Genomic DNA, 17,336 nt, shown 5'->3' on the forward strand with positions numbered 1-17,336 from the left:
AGCGGTAAAGTATAGAGAACCAGAGCGCTCGTGATAAGGGTCGCTTACCCGCAGGCTGTTACTTTTCCCTGTCTTCAGGGCCACTGTCGTCATCGAGCAGCCCTTTTTCATCGTCGGCGTCCGGCAAATCGTCAAATTCGGACAGGTCGAAATCCTCGAGACCGAACTCGTCGTCTTCCTCCGCAATGGCGTCTTCAGTTTCCGGTTCGGGCTCTTCCACCGTGACTTCTGCGACGGGGATATCGTCTTCGGCGATTTCCTCTTCGGGTTCCGGCTCCGGTTCCGCCACAGGAATCTCTTCTTCAGGCTCCGGTTCGTCTGCTTCCTGCTCTTCCGGTGCTATCACCGGAGGTTCCTCCTCCGCGCCGGGCTTTCTCCGGCGTACAGCCAGGAACACGGCCCCGGCAATACCCAGCGCCCCGGTGCCGCCGGCTGCTGCCATTACCCACAGCGGCAGCCCGCCGGATTCGTCATTGTCGGTGACCGGGTCACTGTCAGGCTGCTCTTCGACCTGGCTGATATCAATCGGCCCGGTGTCGGCGCCCGCCTGCTCCGACAACGCCGGTTCTGGCTCGGGCTCGGGCTTGGGCTTGGGCTCTGGTTCCGGTGCTGGTTCCGGTTCAGGCCGTGGCTGGCCAGATTCAGCCGCAACAGCGGTCTCCCCGCCCCCGGGCACCACAAAACGGGTGACAGCACTTAACCGCCTTGAAAAGGTCTGGCCGTCAGCCACGATATCAAGCTGGTACTCGCCGGCATCCGGCAACCTGCCGATGTCGTCGCTGTACACACCGTCTTGCGGCGGCTCGTCGCCGGAAAGCGCCTTGGTACCACTGCGGCCATCATCCGACGTCAGCGTAAGCCGGACGTCAATCACCCCGAGGAAATCGGGATTATCGATTTTCTGGTCGCCCTCGAAAAATGCCACGCGGACCGCGACCGGTTCATCTGCAGTGAACGTTGGCGGCACCGGGCTGACCACCATTCGCAGGTCACTGACAACCGTCACACGGCTGCCCTCGCCCAGTTCACCGTCGATTTGCCACTTTCCGACCGCCGGATCGGTAACGGTAATCAGGTCATACTCGGTTTCCCGCACCCAGCGCATACCATCCGTTGCCGATCCGGCTGTGGCTTCCTGCCCGTCGGGACTGATAAGACCAAGCTCGCGGGTTGCAGCAGGTTCCTCATCCGCCCGAAAAATCAGTGCGGTGAATTCCTCAACACCGCTGTCCACGGTAAAACCGTCGCCTTCGATGGCAATCTGCTGCTGGGGAACGGCGGTGTTCAGGGCTTTGAGGAAGGCGCGCGTCAACGCCGCCGCGGAAGGCGCCAGGGAGTAACTGCCGCCGGTTTCTGCCGTGAGGGTTTCCAGCAGCGCGAGGTCCGCCTCATCGGACAATGCCACGGTATGGATGGTGGCACCACGGCTGCTCAGTTCCTCCAGCATGGGGCCAAGGATGTCTTCCCGCTCCGCTTCATTCGCATTGGCATCGTCGGAGATATCCACCTTGCCGTCGGTCAGCAGGATAAAGTCGGTACTGTCGAGATCCTCACTGCCTGCCAGATAAGGTTCACTGGCCACCCGCAGGGCTTCACCGAGATTGGTGCGTAAGGCCACAGAATTGATCTGCTGTGAGCGATCGACGGCCTGCTGCCGCCAGTTATCGGTCACCTCGGCATGGGGTACCAGCATGTTCACGTACTGCCCGAAGGTCCACACACCGGCGCTGGCGCCCTCCGGCAACATCCGCGCCAGCAGCCGGACAGCAGGCTGGCGCAGGTTGTCGGGGTCGTTGGCCTTCATCGAGCCGGAAATATCCACAATAATGCGGATATCGGCATTGTCCGGCAGCGCCAGCGGGGGCGCGTTCCGGCTGGATGCCTGCTGGGCGGAAACCGCGAAAGGCAGGCTTAAAAAAACGGCAAACAGACAGCTCAGAAACCTTCGCATCAGCGCCTGACCAGCCGGTATCTCACCAGATCCAGCATCCACACCAGCAGCATGACCGCAGAAGCGATGCCAAAGTTCAGAAACGCCCGGGCGGCGTCGTTTTTGTCACCCAGAATGGTTTCATAGCCGCCATGCAACCACGCCGGCATGTACCAGTTAGCAACCTCGGCAGACTCGACCGGAGTCAGGAAGATAACCACCAGGGCTGCCTGAAGCAGCGTCCGGATTGCATAAACCGGAATGATGCGTAACAGCCGCGCCATCATGTAGAAGAAAACCACAAAGGCAACTGCGTACAGAGCCCAGAAAATTCCGTAAGCGAGATTGGTTTCTGCGTCCATCATTAAAGGATCCAGTGAATAATGTGTTCTTCCCAGTCTTGTTCTGCCACGTCGGCTTCCGAGATCACCCGGTGACGAACCGACACCCCGGCGTTATGTACTGTTTGCGGGTCGCCCGAGCGCAGCGGGTGCCAGTCCGCCAGCGGCCGGCCTTCCGCCAGTGTACGATACGCACAGGTAAATGGCAGCCAGTGGTAGTCACCGAGGGTCTGCGGCGTCAGGACCGTGCATGCCGGCACTTTCTGCAGGCGTTCGCTGTAGACCGTACACTGGCAGGTGCCCTGATCCATGTAACGACAGGCCAGCTCGGTGTAGTAAACCTCGCCGGTGTCCTCGTCTTCCAGCTTGGCCAGGCAGCACTTACCGCAGCCATCGCAGAGGGATTCCCATTCCGCAGGCGTCATTTCGTCCAGATGCTTGCGTTGCCAGAACGGAATCTCCGCAATCATTCCCGGTTCTGCTCCGGTTTGCGCCGGAAATCCACCACATAGCCGCTGCTCTCTTCCGGCATCTGCAGGAAAAAGTCCTTGTCGACAATGGCATCCAGTACTTCCCTGCCAGTGGTTCGCGCCAGTTTTCGCTCCGGTGTCATGATCAGGTCCATGGCATGGACCGGGTTGCCAAAAATCGCCCGCAGGCTGTCAGGCAAGTCATCCCATATCTGGCCACGGCGGACATAGAGATAGGTGTCCACTTTTTTGCTGCTGCGAAACACCGATACAAAAGTTTTTCCGTTCATGATGTCAATAATTCCTCAATCCGTGCCCGCACCGGCGCCAGGGTCTCCCGGCGCCAGCCTTCGTCAAACAGCCCGGCGGACAGATCCCGCTGTTGCACCACCGTCTCCAGGCGTTTTCGCGGCGCCAGCAGCTCCACCGGAATATCCCGGGCTTCGGCGGCCTCCACCATCTGGCGCTTGAGCTGTTTGTAAAACATCTGCTGCTCCCGGCTCAGTGGCGCAGCGATGGTTTCAATACCGGAGTTATCGGCAGAAGCGGCGTTCGCAACCATCTCGATAATTTTATCACCGTATCGGCGCACCACCGCCTGGGGGACGCCCTGAATTGAAGAAAGCCTGCGTACGGAGTCGGGCAGTGTCTGGGCAATGGCGATCAGTAACGGGTCCGCCACAACACGCCCCCGCGGGCGGTCACGGTGTTTTGATTCATGCTCGCGCCAGCGGACCAGATCCCTGAGCACGCCCTGCTGCTGACGGCTCAATGCCCATCCGCCACGCAGTTTGAGGTAATGATTGTCCGGGTCATCCTGAGCGGCAAGCTCTCTTGAGAACCGTGTCGATTCCTCCGCAAGGGCCTCCTCGAGGCCACGTTCCCGCAGCCGCGCCATCACCCAGTGGTACATCGGCACCAGAAAACGCACATCGTCCAGCGCATAACGCTCCTGGGCTGCGGAAAGCGGACGCGAGACCCAGTCAGAGCGGGTGGCTGATTTATCGAGAGACTCCCCGAACAGGGTTTCCACCAGGCGGGCATAGCCCACGGAGAATCCTGCTCCGGCCAGGGCGGCGCCGATCTGCAGATCCACAAGTCCTTGCGGTTCCAGCTGCAACCAATGGCGGAAAAGTTCAAGGTCCTCGCTCATGGCGTAGAGCAGCTTGGGCACGTCCGGGTCGGTCAGAATCTGGCGGAAGCCCGCGGAGGCTTCGGCAACCCGGGGGTCTAGCAGGCAGAACCGGTCTCCCAGGCCCAGCTGAACGAGACCCGGAATCGGGTAAAAGGTATTCACCCGCTCGAATTCGGTATCCAGCGCCAGCGGCTGACCCTTGCCCTCGGCAATCCAGCGATCCAGCTCTTCAGGCTCCCGAATCCAGGAAACAGTCTCGGGAGCCGCAGGAACCGTAGCGGCCGGATTGATAGCGTTCATAATAAAAAGCCCGGTCAGAATTATTCAGTCAGAGGTTTGCGGCCACGGAAGGCGTGAGTCAGGGTGAAGCCATCCACATAGCCCAACTCCCCACCCACGGGAATACCATGGGCAAGGCGGGTAATGAGGATATTGCTGCCATCCAGCCTGTCGGCAATATAATGGGCGGTGGCCTCGCCCTCGACCGTCGGATTGGTGGCCAGGATCAGTTCCGTTACGCCTTCATCGTGGATGCGCCTGAGCAGCCGCTCAATGCCGATCTCTTCAGGGCCAACGCCATCAATCGGCGACAGATGTCCCATCAACACAAAATAACTGCCCCGGTAATCACCCGCCTGTTCGATGGCCAGCAGGTCCGACGGACTTTCCACCACGCAAAGGGTGCCTGTCCGGCGTTCCGGGTTGTCGCAGATATTGCAGGTGGGCGTGTCGGCAAAGTTCTGGCAGCTTTCGCAACGGCGGACGCCGGTCATGGCCCGCTCCAGTGCATCGGAAAGCCGCGAGCCGCCAGAGCGCCCCCGTTCCAGCAGGTGAAATGCCATGCGCTGGGCCGTTTTCTGACCGACACCAGGCAGACAGCGGAGTGACTCCACCAGCTCGTCCACCAACGGACTAAAAGCCATCAGCAATCCTCATCAGAACGGCATTTTGAAGCCCGGAGGCATGCCCATACCGGACATCATGCCGGACATTTTCTCTTTCTGGTTTTCCTCGACACGGCGAACGGCGTCATTGATTGCCGCCGCCAGCAGATCTTCGAGGATTTCCTTGTCTTCGCTCAGCAGGGACGGATCAATGTCCACTTTGCGCACATCATGGCGACCGTTCATGGTCACCTTGACCAGACCCGCACCGGACTCGCCGATGATCTCGGCCTTGGCGGCCTCTTCCTGGGCCTTTTTCATCTCTTCCTGCATCTGCTGGGCCTTTTTCATCAGGTCGCCCATATTTTCCATCACGTTCACCTTCTTCAGAATTGGCTTGTCCGGAATTGTCTTGAGAGTGATCTTGAGAGTGCCTCACACGGGGCGGATGCTGTCTTCGACTACCCGCGCCCCGAATCGTTCAACAATAGACTTCACTGCCGGGTCACTGCGAATGGCCTCTTCCGCTTCCTTCTGGCGGGCCCGGCGCCGGCGCTCTTCCCAGGCCGCCGGCGTTTTGCCGCCGGCATCGCCCTGCTCTATATGCAGGGTTATGGTGTCGCCGAAGTGATTCCTCAATGCCTCACGGATCTTTTCCTGATGGCGGGCATTCAGTAAGCGGGCATGGCCTTCATCAATGGTCAGTACGATTTCATTGCCATTACGGCTCATGGCGGCGTTGCTGGCCAGGTTTCCAGGCATTCCCACGATGCCCAGGCTGCGAAAATCCCGCTCCCAGACAAACCCGCCGCTGTCTGGCAGAGTTTCAGTCCTGGCAATGGGGGGCTGATCCACTACCGGCTCAGAAACAGACTCTTCGGCCCCGTCGTGCTCAACAGCTGCGGACTCCGCGGCGGCATCAAGACTTGCCAGCCAGGCGGCATCGGCTTCCACCGGCGCCGGGCCGGCTTCCGGTTCGGCTTCCGCTGCCGGAGTTACAACTGCCCGGCGCGCAACGTCTTCGGGAGCAGCTTGCTCTGGCAAAGGCTCAGGCTGTTGGGCTTGGGGCTCTGGCGCTACCGGGCCAGGCTCGGGGTCTTCCCGTGATTCCTGTTCTGAAGACGTACCACCGGAGGCAATTGCCGGCGGCTCCCGACGATCCGCACCCGGCCGGAATGCCAGCATACGCAGCAGTGTCATTTCGAACCCCATACGGGCATCCGGTGTGACCGCCAGATCTTTACGGCCCATCAACGCGGCCTGGTAGAACAGCTGTGCATCTTCGGCACTCAGCCGGCGCGCCAGTGATTCCACCTGGGCCGCATCCCCAAGAGCGTTATCGACACTGCCAGGCACTACCTGCTCCATGGTGACGCGATGGAACAGCGACAGCAGGTCCGCGAGGATCACACTGTAGTCCGGCGCGAAATCGGAGACGCGGCTGATTTCAGAGAGCAGCGCCGGCCCGTCGTTCTCGACCAGCGCGTTGACCAGCTTTTCAATATCCCGCTGGTCAATGGTGCCCAGCATGTTGCTGACATCACTGGCTGAAAGCTTCTGGTTACCGAAGGCAATGGCCTGGTCAGTCAGGCTCAGGGCATCCCGCATGCTGCCATCGGCGGCACGGGCCAGCAGCCACAGGGCCGGTTCCTCGAACGGGATGCCTTCCTCTGTCAGTACATACCTCAGGTGCCCGGCAATGTGCTCCGGCGTCATCCGTTTGAGGTTGAACTGCAGACAGCGGGACAGAACCGTGACCGGCAGCTTCTGGGGGTCTGTGGTCGCCAGCAGGAACTTGACGTGTTCCGGGGGCTCTTCCAGTGTTTTCAGAAACGCATTGAAAGACTGAGTGGTCAGCATGTGTACCTCGTCGATGAGGTACACCTTGAAGCGGCCACGGGATGGCGAGTACTGAACGTTGTCTGTCAGCTCCCGCATATCATCCACACCGGTACGGGAGGCAGCGTCGATTTCAATCAGGTCGACAAACCGCCCTTCCTGGATCTCACGACAGCTGGAGCAGGTACCGCAAGGGGTGGCGGTAACGCCGGTTTCACAATTCAGGCAACGGGCCAGCAGGCGGCCGATGGTGGTCTTGCCCACCCCCCGGGTGCCGGTAAACAGATAGGCGTGGTGCAGCCGCTGGTTGTCCAGGGCGTGGATCAGCGCCTGGAGCACATGCTCCTGGCCGACCATATCTTCGAATGTCCGGGGGCGCCACTTACGGGCAAGTACCTGGTAGCTCATGTTCTGCCAACTGCCGTCAAAAAATGGGTTCAACGATAGCACGGTCAGGGTGTCAGAAGAAGTCGCCAGGGGACGATCAGAAAAGGATAGAGCGGGGTATTAAAAGGAGGAAAAGAAAAATCTGGGGGTGACCCCATCAGCGACACTCCGGCACACAAGTCCACCGCTTCGGCTGCTCCCTTCCGGGCCTGACCGGGTTCACGGTTTATCGTTGCGGAGGCACCAATGGAGCCACCATAACGGCTTCAGGGCGAAATCCCCCGAAGCGGCGCGCATATTAGCAAAAGGGTCCGGCCTCTACAATGGCGAAATCACTACAATGCCATAGCTGTTATAAAGGCAACGGCACTTCATCACACCGAAACCAGCAGGCAATGCTGTAACGGGTACGATTGGCCGGCAGCACCTCATGGGGAATTTCCTCACTCATGAACAGTGCCATGCGCCCTTCCAGCGGGTGCACCGTGCCACAGACTTCGTTCTCGTTCTCACGGTTATAAACCTGCAACGCTCCGCCGTCGGCGTCATCCCAGCCCTGGTTCAGGTACAGCACCAGACTCAGCACCCGGGATGCCCTGCCCTGAAAACTGTCCACATGACGGCGGTAAAAATCCCCCTCATGGTAAGTCGCGTAATGGGCTTCAAACCGCTTGAGCCCCAGGAACAGGCGCTGGTTAAGCCCGAGCCGGACAGACTCGAAAAAACCAAACAGTTCCGCCTGTACCGGCGTCACACCCTGTAGCCAGGCAATCCTGTCGCGGCGAATCGAGCGGTCCTGAAGCAGGTCCGCACCCCGGCCCACACCGGCCTTGCGGAGCGCTTCTGTGCGATCCAGTATCCGGACTTCATTGCGCAGGCCAGCCAACAGATCGCTCCCCAGACGAGCCGATACGTCCTGGCTCAACCAGCCGTGTTCTGTCAGACCATCGGCAAGTTCATCAAGCCACAGATCACTGACAACAGGCTCTGGCTGGCGGTCAGGGAAAACGGGCAAAACAATCTGGTTATTCATTGCACAGACTCCGGCGGCATCGGGCGATTTTAGGCCGGTTTCTCGCTGTAAAGACAGTTTTAATTTACCCTGACCGTAAGCAAATGCCGTAACTCGCGTTTGCAATCGTTCAGCCACAATAATCACCAGTAACGAGGCAGCAAGTGACACTGAAACCCGGGCACTGGTCGTTTACCCGCTGGGCAACCGTCGGGCAGCTGGAGGCCATAGAGGTACACCACCCCCGATTCCGCGCCCGCCTGTTTCTGCAGGGCGCCCAGCTTACCCACTTCGCCCCCTACGATGAGGTGGACTGGCTATGGCTCAGCGACACCGCCCGCTTTCAACCGGGCCGGGCCATTCGTGGCGGCATCCCGGTGTGCTGGCCATGGTTCGGTGTTCCCGACAGGAATCCGCCGGAAGTACGGCGCCGAATACTGTCCGATGCCTCCCATGGCTTTGCCCGCACCGCCGTCTGGAAGCTGGAAGACGTGCGCGAGACCGCCGGAGAAGTGGAAATCAGCCTGTCGCTGGATGCCAACACCGATTTTGCCGACACCTGGGAAGGCCATGCGCTGTTGCTGATGACCTTCAACTTCTCGGCCGATGGCTGCCAGTTGGCCCTGAGCACAACCAACCCGGGGTCAGACCCCCTCGCCTTCAGCCAGGCGCTCCATACCTATCTGCCCGTGGCGGATATCCGGCAGACCCGGATTGAAGGGCTGGAGAACTGCGGCTACGTTGACGCCCTGCAGGGCTGGAGCTATCACACCCAGCAGGGCGCGGTGCGGTTTGACGGCGAAACCGACCGCATCTACGAAAGCGGAGCCCCGTTAATCATCCAGACCCCGGGAGGAATCCGGAAACTGACTGCCATTGGCAGCGACTCCACGGTGGTGTGGAATCCGGGCCCGGAGAAGGCGGCACGGCTGTCGGACTTTCCGGATGAGGCCTGGCAGTCCATGGTGTGTGTGGAAACGGCCAACGCGCTCAGCGATTACCGGGTGCTGAATGAAGGCCAGAGCCACACCCTTGGCGTTATGATCGGAAGGGTTTAAACACTCAGGGAGCCTACATGGGTCTAGCATCGTTTCTGAAATCCAGGCTGATACCGGCAGAGCTCGACAGCCATGTTAACCGCATACGCAAACCGATCGGCACGCTGGGGTATGATCCCTGGGGCTACAACAACGAGGTGATGAAATACGGCCTTGCCCTCACCCGCCAGCTCTATAACCGGTATTTCCGGGTCGAGGCCACCGGCGTGGAGAAGATTCCGGCGGAAGGCCCGGTGCTGATTGTCGCCAACCACAGCGGGCAACTGCCCATGGACGGTTTGCTGATCGGCTATGCGCTGGCCACCCGGGAGAAGCACCCTCGTATTCCCAGAGCGATGATCGAGCGTTTCTTTCCCACTGTGCCCTATCTCGGCAACCTGCTGAACGAGTGCGGTGCGGTGCTTGGCGACCCCACCAACTGCGCCAAGATGCTGGCCAATGGCGAGGCGGTCATTGTGTTTCCGGAGGGAATCCGCGGCTCCGGCAAGCTGTATCAGGACCGCTATCAACTCAAGCGGTTCGGTAACGGCTTCATGCACCTGGCGATGAAATACAACGCGCCCATTGTGCCGGTAGGTGTGGTGGGCTGTGAGGAAACCATTCCCGCCATCGCCAACATCAGGCCACTGGCAAAATTGCTGGGCATCCCCTACGCACCGGTGGCCATGCCCGTGGTATTGCCGGCGAAGGTACACCTGAATTTCGGCGACCCGATGATCTTCGATGACCGGGAAATCCCGGAAGAACAGGTCACCGAGCGGGTGGAACAGGTAAAAGCGGCAATCAGTGAACTGATCGACACCGGGCTGAGCGAAAGGAAAAGGCTGTTCTGATGAATGAACAACGCAGACCTCACATTCTTGTCACCGGCGCTGCCGGTGCCCTGGCACAACAGGTGATCGACCGCCTGAGGGACACCTGCGCCCTGGTCGCGGTGGATTTCCGCGAGCAGATTTACCTGGGAGACGATATCCCCAGCTACTGCATCGACTTCAACAAGCGCTCATTCGAGGACCTGTTCCGGCGCTACAAATTTGATGGCGTTATCCACCTGGGCCGCATCATGTCGAGCCAGCTCACCCGCATGCGTCGCTACAACGCCAACGTACTGGGTACCCAGAAACTGCTGGATCTCAGCTACAAATACAACATCAGGCGGATTGTGGTTCTGTCGACGTTTCACGTCTACGGCGCCGTCGCCTACAATCCGGCACTGATCGACGAAGAAGCGCCCCTGAAAAGCGCGGGCCTGAGTGCAGACCTGATCGATTCGGTGGAACTGGAAAACCTCGCCAACATCTACCTGTGGCGGTATCCGGACCTGAACATTTCCATTCTGCGGCCCTGCAACATTGTGGGCCCCGGCGTGCGCAATTCCATCAGCACCCTGCTTGGCATGGAACGGGCGCCGGTACTGGCGGGCTTTTCGCCAATCATGCAGTTTATTCATATCGACGATATGGCCGATGCCATTGTACTGGCCTACAACAAACCCAGGCGCGGCGTTTTCAATGTCGCGCCCGAAGACTGGGTGGCCTATCAGCACGCCCTGAAACTCTGCGGCTGCAAGCCGATACCGATACCGTCCATTCCGCCAATACTGCCCAAAATAATCCTGAGCACCCTCAAGCTGCGAAGTTTTCCTTCGTACCTGATGGCGTTTTTCAAGTATCCTGTCGTGATTGACGGCAGAGCGTTCGCCCGGGAGTTCGGGTTTACCCCCAAGCGGCCGCTGAAAGAAATATTCCGGTTTTACCGCGAGAACAAAAAACCGGTGTAAACATTGGCGCATGACGCAGGACGCGAGCCATGTTGAACGATTTCAGCCTGATCAGTCATTCCGCAGCAGCCATAGCCTATGGCTTGCTTGCGCTGCTTATTGCCACCCGATACCTTCGCCGGGATACCGACCGGACGCTGCTTCTGGCTTCTGTCGTCACCGTCATCTGGACCGGATCGCTGGTCGCCCAGAGCCTGTGGGGACAGCCCGGTTTCTTCGTCCGCTACCTGCTTGAGCTGTTGCGGGATGCCGCCTGGATCACCGTACTGTTCGCACTGTTACAGGATTCTTTCCGCACCGCCAAGCTGGGTGGCAGCCTGCGCCGGATCCTGGCAATCGCTACCGTTACCCTGGTTGTTCTGCTATCAGGCTCCGCCGTTCTGGAATACGCCTTCGGGCTCACCATTCTCGACGGTAAAACCAGAGTCGTGGGCCAGATCGCCGTCTCCCTGCTGGGTTTATCGCTGGTTGAGCAGATCTGGCGGAACTCGTTGTCGTTCGGGCGTTCCAGCATGAAATACATCTGTATCGCGGTAGCCACCCTGTTCGCCTTCGACTTTTTCATGTATGCCGACGCCCTTCTGTTCGGCCGGGTGGCGGAGTCTTTCTGGAGTGCCCGCGGCCTGGTCAACGCTGCGCTGGTACCCCTGCTCGCCGTCAATGTCATCAACACCCGCAAGCAGCCGGTGGACTTCCAGCTTTCCCGATCCGCCGTGTTTCATGCCGGTACCCTGATACTGGCCGGCGGCTACCTGCTGTTCCTGGCACTGGGTGGGTATTACGTAAAAACCCTCGGCGGCGACTGGGGCGAGGCCTTGCAGGTACTCTTTTTCACCGTAGCCCTGGTATTTCTGGCCACATTGCTGGCGTCCCAGCGGGTGAGAGCCAGGCTGATGGTCTTCATCGGCCAGAACTTCTTCGATTACAAATACGATTACCGGGAAGAATGGCTGAAGATGACCCGGGAAATGGCGGACCTCAGCGACAACCCGCCGTTGCCAGAGCGGGTGATCCGCATCCTGACCGGCCTGGTGGAAAGTAACGCCGGCGCCCTGTGGATCCGGGAGGATGAGGGGGACTTCATGCTCAAAACCGCCGTCAACATGGTGACCCCCAAATACACAACCATCGACGGCAACTCGGAACTGGTCCGGTTTTTCGGTGAGCGTGAGTGGATTATCGACCTTCACGAGTACGAGAGCGACCCGGTGAGCTATCACCTTCTGGAAATCCCCGATGCCATCAGCAAAATCCCCGACGGCTGGCTGGTGATTCCCCTGTACCTCGGTAACAACCTTTACGGCATCGCCATGATCGGCAACCCCTACGCCCGGGTGGAGCTGAACTGGGAAAACTTCGATCTGATCAAGGTGGTGGCCCGGCAAACCTGTAACCTGCTGGCCCAGGCCGACGCGCAGAACCGGCTCTCACGCGCCATGCAGTTCGAAGCCGTCAGCAAGGCCTCCGCCTTTATGGTCCATGACCTGAAAACAGTGATTGCGCAACTATCGCTGCTGGTCAAAAACGCCCCCAGGCACCGGGAAAATCCGGCCTTTATCGACGATATGATCAACACCACAGATCACGCGGTTCGCAAGATGTCCAACCTGGTGGAACATATCCGCCGGCCGGCAGATGAAACCCTGGTCACCGAAGTGATCGAACTGACCGGCGTTGTCGAGCACCTGGCCGAGCATTATTCGCGCCAACGGCCAGTCCCACAGGTGATCGGTAACCCGGGAAAAATCTACATCAATGCCGACCGTGACCAGCTCAGCAGCGTCCTTGGCCACCTGATACAGAACGCACAGGACGCCACGCCCCCCGAGGGAGAGATCACCCTTACCCTGAAAACCGCCAGAGGCAACGTGGTGCTGTTTATCCAGGATACCGGCTACGGCATGACCGAGGAGTTTATCCAGACCCAGCTGTTCAAACCCTTCGAGAGTACCAAGGGTTTGACCGGCATGGGTATCGGTGCCTATCAGGCAAGGGAATATGTGCGTAATGTAGGGGGTAACATCGACGTGACCAGCGAGCCGGGCGTGGGTTCCTGTTTTTCGATCCGCTTCCCGCTCGCCAGGTTTGAGCCGCAACCGACAGCGGCCGGACCCGGGCCGGAAGAGCTCATCACCGGCAGTACCGAGGCTCAGCAAAATGTCAAATAACTGACGCAAATGAAATCCATCGAACACTGCCATTGCAAAGTGTCAATGTTCGGTTAAGAATCAGGGGTGAGAGGATTCATCGCCAGACCATCACACTACGGAAAAGGATTTATAGCCGTTGTGAGTAAACGACTTTTAATCGTAGAGGACGATCCTGGCCTGCAGAGCCAAATGCGCTGGTGTTTCAGCGAGGATCTCGAAGTAACCGTTGCCGCGGACCGGGAGTCTGCTCTGGCGGCCCTGCGACGAAACGAGCCAGACGTAATCACCCTGGACCTGGGCCTTCCTCCCGACGCTGGTGGAGCCTCAGAAGGCTTCATATTATTGGAAGAAATCCTGCGGTTATCCCCCTTGAGCAAGATCATCGTGGTGACCGGTCGGGAAGACAAAGAAAACGCCGTCAAGGCCATCGGCATGGGGGCCAGCGATTTCTACCAGAAGCCCCTGGATGCCGACATCCTCACTTTCGTGGTCAACCGTGCATTCCGCTTGGCGGAGCTGGAACGCGACAACCGCGAACTGACGCGCCAGCGCAACGGCACCAGCATCAAAGGCATTGTAGCGGCCAGCCCCCAGATGCTGGCCATCTGCCGGACACTGGAAAAGGTCGCCCCCACGGATGTGACCACCCTTATCACCGGTGAGACCGGTACCGGCAAGGAATTGCTGGCACGCGCCCTCCACGACCTGGGCCACCGCGCGAAGCAGCCCTTCGTGGCCATTAACTGCGCCGCCATTCCCGAGAATCTCCTGGAAAGCGAACTGTTCGGCTTTGAGAAAGGCTCCTTCACCGGCGCTACCCAGAGCAAGAAAGGCAAGATTGAAAACGCCAACGGCGGCACCCTGTTCCTGGATGAAATCGGCGACATGCCCATGGCCCTGCAGGCCAAGCTGCTGCGGTTTCTGCAGGAACGGGTGGTCGACCGGGTTGGTTCGGTCAAACCGATACCGGTCGACGTGCGGGTGGTGTGTGCTACTCACCGGGACGTTCAGGAGCTCATCACCCAGGGTACTTTCCGCGAAGACCTCTATTACCGCATCAGCGAAATCACCCTGGATGTGCCAGCCCTGCGGGATCGGGACGGAGATGGCCTGGTGATTGCCCAGTCATTGCTCAAATCCCTGGGCAAAGATATGGATCGCCCCAACCTCGCGTTTACCGAAGACGCCATCAGGGCGATCAAGAACCACCCCTGGCCCGGCAACGTGCGGGAAATGATCAACAAGGTAAAGCGCGCAACCATCATGGCGGACGGCAAACGGGTAACCGCCGCGGACCTGGAGCTCAACTGCGACGAGGAAAGTACCGAGAGCCAGCTCAACCTGCGGCAAGTGCGTGAAAATGCCGAACGGGCAGCCATCATGCAGGCGCTTCAATCCTGCGGCTTCAACATGGCACAAGCCTCGCGGCTGCTCGGCATTACCCGGCCGACACTTTACAACCTGACCGACAAATACCGGATAGAAACGTCATCTGAATCATCAAGTGCCTGAATAGCGGGCAGGGAATCCATAAAAAGACCTAAAAAGGGAAAGGAACAGGGCCATGAAACCAGTGTCAGCAGTACGTGCCACCCTTCTTTCAGTTGCCATCTCGCTGGCCGTCGCCGGCTGTAGCGGAGGCAATAATGAAGAAATGAGCCAGGATGAGATCCGGTACATCAGCCATCTGGACCAGTCGCGCTTTTTCCAGCGCCAGGGCGAGCTCAAGGCCAGTACACTGGAGGCGCGCAGTGCTATTGAAATGCAGCCAGATCGCGTTGAGCCATATCTCGTCATTATCAATAACCTGCTCACCGCCGGTGACGCCCGCAATGCCGAACGGCAGCTGGATCAACTTCTTTCAAACATTGACGAACAGTCTGTAAACCAGCAAAACCTGAACGATGCGGCACTGATCCGCGCCGAAGCCAGCCTGATGCAACGCGAGCTTGATGAAGCACTGGCCGCCCTCGAAGAGGTAAAAGAGGCGGACCGTGTCCAACAGCTGGAAGCCGCCCTGATCAGGGGGGATATACATCTGGAGGCAGGCCGCCCTGACGAAGCCAGAGAAGCCTATTCCAATGCCCGGGATATTGATTCCGGTGAGGCGGAACCGCTGATCGGGCTGTCGAAAGTGGCTTACAGTCAGAACGAACCAGAGCAAGGTGACGAATACATTGCCCAGGCAGAAGAGCTCGACCCGGACAATGTGGAACTCTGGCTCTGGAAAGCCAGGTTGGCCCACGCCGAGGAAGATTGGGCCGAAGCCGAACTGGCTTACGTCAACGCACTGGAAACCATCGGTCAGTACGACATAATGACGTACCAGAAGTTTGAGACCATGTCGGCTCTGATTGACGTGCTGCGGGAACAGGGCAAATCCTCCGAAGCCTTTGTCTACGAAGAAATCCTGGCCAGATCAGCGCCTGGCACCATCAAGAGCAACCTGACGGCGGCCCAGGAAGCATACAACAACGGCGAACTTGATATCGCAGCGCGTTACCTTGAGGAAGTACTGGCCCAGGCACCTGGCCAGGAACAGGCCGCACTGATGCTGGGCATCATCCGCTATCGCCAGGGCCGTCCGGAGGAAGCCGAAGCCCTGCTGGCACCGGTTGCCACTATGGAGGACTCCGAACAGGCAAGAAAACTGCTTGCGGCCACCCGCCTCCAGATGCGCAACCCTGAGGGCGCAAGGGAAATCCTTGCCAATCTCGAAGACCAGGATTCAGACCCGGAAACCCTGGCACTCGTGGGCATCGCCTCACTGGTTAGCGGCGACGCCGAGAGCGGAGAGCAGTTCATTGAAAAATCCCTGGACCTGGCCCCCGGTAACAATAATCTGCGATTGCGTTATGCGACCTATCTGGTGCGCACCGATCAAACCGACAGGGCCATAGAACAGGCCAAGCAGGTGCTGGAGAATGATCCGGAAACGGAGGAGGCAAGACTGCTGGTCGTTCAGGCCCATGTATCATCCAACGACAACGAGGCGGCGATTGCCGCTGCTTCCGACTGGGTAAATGAGCAACCAGAAAGTGTTGCCGCACTGGTTACTCGCGGCAATGTCGCTGCCAACGCCGGGAATATTGAAGAGGCAAGACAGTATTATCACAGAGCCGAAGAAGCAGATAGCGAGAACCCAGCCCCACTGAACGCCCTGGGCAATCTCTCACGATTACGCGGCGAAATTGATCAGGCAAAAGACTACTACCACCGAGCCATCGAACTGGACCCGGACAATCGCCAGGCTTTGCAGGGCCTCTCGTCAGTGATGGCGCGCGAAGAACTGACGGCGCTGATGGAACAAGTCCGGCAAAATCACCCGGATGCCTACAGCCCCAGGCTTGTGCTTCTGGAATCCGCATTGCTTAACAATGACACTCAACTGGCCGATGACTTGACCGCAAGCCTGCTTCAACGGGAAGACGAATCCCGTCCTGCCCCGGCGGAATCAGTGGTTGCTGCCGTTTATCACGGCATTGCCAGCCAGCTGGTACAGCAGGAACGCCTCGACCAGGCCACCGATGTGCTCCGCCGGGGGCGCATACTGTTCCCGGACAACGAAGAGATCGGCATTCAGGCGGCAGCCGTCCAGTTTACCCAAGGAGATACCAAAGAGGCACGGGACATCCTGAGAGACGTCAAACAGCAACATCCTGAGTCCGCAGCGCCCTTCCGTATCGAAGCCCGCTATTTTGAAAGGCAGGAAAAGTACCAGGAAGCCGCTGAGCTCTATCAGCTTGCTGTTGAACTGGAACAGAGCCCCCAGCTGGAAATCGCCCATGCCCGCGCCCTGGCCCGCTCCGGGCAACGCACCAAGGCTGTTGAATCCCTCGAAAACGCGCGACAGGCGTTTCCCCGTAACCCTCAGATTCTGATGAGCCTGGCCATGCTGCATCAGCAAAACGAGGCACCGGAAAAGGCGATATCGTCCTACGAAGAACTCCTTGAATTAACGCCGCAGAACGTGGTGGCTCTCAACAACCTTGCCTGGATCTACCACCAGCAAGGCGACCACCGGGCGATGGAACTGGCCAGGCAAGCCTTTGAACTGAACTCCGACAACGCCGCCATCGCCGACACCTACGGCTGGATCCTGTTCAAAGCGGGGCAAACGGAAGAGAGCCTCCCGGTACTGGAAAAGGCCCACAAACTGCAACCGGATTCCCAGGAAATCGCCATGCACCTGGCAGAGGCTTATCGCGCCAATGGCCGCGACGTGGATGCAAAACGGATACTGCAAAAGTTTGATGGCGGAGGCTGACGCCAAAAATAATAGAGAGTAGAACTATCGCGGCAACGTACCTAAAAGTCTCTAGTATTCAGGGGCGATCTCCTATCCTCGTA

General features: G+C 59.0%; 15 protein-coding genes and 1 other RNA gene. 6 read left to right on the plus strand and 10 right to left on the minus strand.

The genetic code is table 11. From position 1 onward, the window contains the following. Positions 1 to 58 precede the first annotated feature (58 nt). The 10 genes from DIT72_RS09155 to DIT72_RS09200 form a co-directional block, all read right to left on the minus strand. Positions 59 to 1,951, minus strand: coding sequence for a VWA domain-containing protein (locus DIT72_RS09155; RefSeq protein ID WP_135954939.1), 1,893 nt, complete (start codon positions 1,949 to 1,951; stop codon positions 59 to 61). Further along, positions 1,951 to 2,295, minus strand: coding sequence for a hypothetical protein (locus DIT72_RS09160; RefSeq protein WP_135954940.1), 345 nt, complete (start codon positions 2,293 to 2,295; stop codon positions 1,951 to 1,953). The genes DIT72_RS09155 and DIT72_RS09160 overlap by 1 nt, the downstream gene beginning before the upstream one ends. Continuing rightward, entirely contained in the window at positions 2,295 to 2,741 is a 447-nt protein-coding gene (locus DIT72_RS09165) for a YcgN family cysteine cluster protein (protein WP_135954941.1), read from the minus strand. Before DIT72_RS09165 ends, DIT72_RS09160 begins: the two co-directional genes overlap by 1 nt. Beyond that, complete coding sequence (locus DIT72_RS09170) at positions 2,738 to 3,031, minus strand: YcgL domain-containing protein (RefSeq protein WP_135954942.1); 294 nt, start codon at positions 3,029 to 3,031, stop codon at positions 2,738 to 2,740. The genes DIT72_RS09165 and DIT72_RS09170 overlap by 4 nt, the downstream gene beginning before the upstream one ends. Beyond that, complete coding sequence (locus DIT72_RS09175; protein WP_135954943.1) at positions 3,028 to 4,176, minus strand: ribonuclease D; 1,149 nt, start codon at positions 4,174 to 4,176, stop codon at positions 3,028 to 3,030. Before DIT72_RS09175 ends, DIT72_RS09170 begins: the two co-directional genes overlap by 4 nt. Positions 4,177 to 4,196: 20 nt before the next feature. Beyond that, positions 4,197 to 4,799: a recombination mediator RecR gene (gene recR, locus DIT72_RS09180; protein ID WP_135954944.1), complete on the minus strand. Its 603-nt coding sequence runs from the start codon at positions 4,797 to 4,799 to the stop codon at positions 4,197 to 4,199. Positions 4,800 to 4,811: 12 nt separating this feature from the next. Beyond that, a complete protein-coding gene (locus tag DIT72_RS09185; RefSeq protein WP_169450008.1) occupies positions 4,812 to 5,135 on the minus strand; it encodes a YbaB/EbfC family nucleoid-associated protein in 324 nt (107 codons plus the stop codon). A gap of 60 nt (positions 5,136 to 5,195) precedes the next feature. Next, on the minus strand, positions 5,196 to 7,007 hold the full coding sequence (gene dnaX, locus DIT72_RS09190; protein WP_135954946.1) for a DNA polymerase III subunit gamma/tau: 1,812 nt from the start codon (positions 7,005 to 7,007) through the stop codon (positions 5,196 to 5,198). Positions 7,008 to 7,138: 131 nt separating this feature from the next. Continuing rightward, positions 7,139 to 7,235: signal recognition particle sRNA small type (gene ffs, locus DIT72_RS09195), an RNA gene on the minus strand. A gap of 103 nt (positions 7,236 to 7,338) precedes the next feature. Beyond that, the gene (locus tag DIT72_RS09200) at positions 7,339 to 8,019 is read right to left on the minus strand and encodes a 2OG-Fe(II) oxygenase (RefSeq protein ID WP_135954947.1); all 681 of its coding nucleotides are present in this window, start codon (positions 8,017 to 8,019) and stop codon (positions 7,339 to 7,341) included. A 143-nt stretch (positions 8,020 to 8,162) separates the two neighbouring features. Between DIT72_RS09200 and DIT72_RS09205 the strand changes: the two genes are divergently transcribed. From DIT72_RS09205 to DIT72_RS09230, 6 genes are all read left to right on the plus strand, one after another. Next, entirely contained in the window at positions 8,163 to 9,056 is an 894-nt protein-coding gene (locus DIT72_RS09205; RefSeq protein WP_228260771.1) for a D-hexose-6-phosphate mutarotase, read from the plus strand. A 17-nt stretch (positions 9,057 to 9,073) separates the two neighbouring features. Further along, entirely contained in the window at positions 9,074 to 9,889 is an 816-nt protein-coding gene (locus tag DIT72_RS09210) for a lysophospholipid acyltransferase family protein (protein ID WP_135954948.1), read from the plus strand. Further along, positions 9,889 to 10,836: an SDR family oxidoreductase gene (locus DIT72_RS09215; protein WP_135954949.1), complete on the plus strand. Its 948-nt coding sequence runs from the start codon at positions 9,889 to 9,891 to the stop codon at positions 10,834 to 10,836. Before DIT72_RS09210 ends, DIT72_RS09215 begins: the two co-directional genes overlap by 1 nt. 29 nt (positions 10,837 to 10,865) lie before the next feature. After that, on the plus strand, positions 10,866 to 13,004 hold the full coding sequence (gene prsK, locus DIT72_RS09220) for an XrtA/PEP-CTERM system histidine kinase PrsK (RefSeq protein WP_135954950.1): 2,139 nt from the start codon (positions 10,866 to 10,868) through the stop codon (positions 13,002 to 13,004). Between the two features lie 120 nt (positions 13,005 to 13,124). Next, a complete protein-coding gene (gene prsR, locus DIT72_RS09225) occupies positions 13,125 to 14,498 on the plus strand; it encodes a PEP-CTERM-box response regulator transcription factor (protein ID WP_135954951.1) in 1,374 nt (457 codons plus the stop codon). A gap of 52 nt (positions 14,499 to 14,550) precedes the next feature. Beyond that, complete coding sequence (locus tag DIT72_RS09230) at positions 14,551 to 17,253, plus strand: tetratricopeptide repeat protein (protein WP_135954952.1); 2,703 nt, start codon at positions 14,551 to 14,553, stop codon at positions 17,251 to 17,253. The last annotated feature ends 83 nt before the right edge of the window (positions 17,254 to 17,336 follow it).

It is taken from the genome of Marinobacter orientalis, from assembly GCF_004792665.1.
Taxonomy (GTDB): domain Bacteria; phylum Pseudomonadota; class Gammaproteobacteria; order Pseudomonadales; family Oleiphilaceae; genus Marinobacter; species Marinobacter orientalis.

Excerpts from the sequence above, each read along its gene's own strand:
- DIT72_RS09155 (WP_135954939.1), bottom strand. The coding sequence starts at position 1,951 with ATGCGAAGGTTTCTGAGCTGTCTGTTTGCCGTTTTTTTAAGCCTGCCT.
- DIT72_RS09160 (WP_135954940.1), bottom strand. The coding sequence starts at position 2,295 with ATGATGGACGCAGAAACCAATCTCGCTTACGGAATTTTCTGGGCTCTG.
- DIT72_RS09165 (WP_135954941.1), bottom strand. The coding sequence starts at position 2,741 with ATGATTGCGGAGATTCCGTTCTGGCAACGCAAGCATCTGGACGAAATG.
- DIT72_RS09170 (WP_135954942.1), bottom strand. The coding sequence starts at position 3,031 with ATGAACGGAAAAACTTTTGTATCGGTGTTTCGCAGCAGCAAAAAAGTG.
- DIT72_RS09175 (WP_135954943.1), bottom strand. The coding sequence starts at position 4,176 with ATGAACGCTATCAATCCGGCCGCTACGGTTCCTGCGGCTCCCGAGACT.
- recR (WP_135954944.1), bottom strand. The coding sequence starts at position 4,799 with ATGGCTTTTAGTCCGTTGGTGGACGAGCTGGTGGAGTCACTCCGCTGT.
- dnaX (WP_135954946.1), bottom strand. The coding sequence starts at position 7,007 with ATGAGCTACCAGGTACTTGCCCGTAAGTGGCGCCCCCGGACATTCGAA.
- DIT72_RS09200 (WP_135954947.1), bottom strand. The coding sequence starts at position 8,019 with ATGAATAACCAGATTGTTTTGCCCGTTTTCCCTGACCGCCAGCCAGAG.
- DIT72_RS09210 (WP_135954948.1), top strand. The coding sequence starts at position 9,074 with ATGGGTCTAGCATCGTTTCTGAAATCCAGGCTGATACCGGCAGAGCTC.
- DIT72_RS09215 (WP_135954949.1), top strand. The coding sequence starts at position 9,889 with ATGAATGAACAACGCAGACCTCACATTCTTGTCACCGGCGCTGCCGGT.
- prsK (WP_135954950.1), top strand. The coding sequence starts at position 10,866 with ATGTTGAACGATTTCAGCCTGATCAGTCATTCCGCAGCAGCCATAGCC.
- DIT72_RS09230 (WP_135954952.1), top strand. The coding sequence starts at position 14,551 with ATGAAACCAGTGTCAGCAGTACGTGCCACCCTTCTTTCAGTTGCCATC.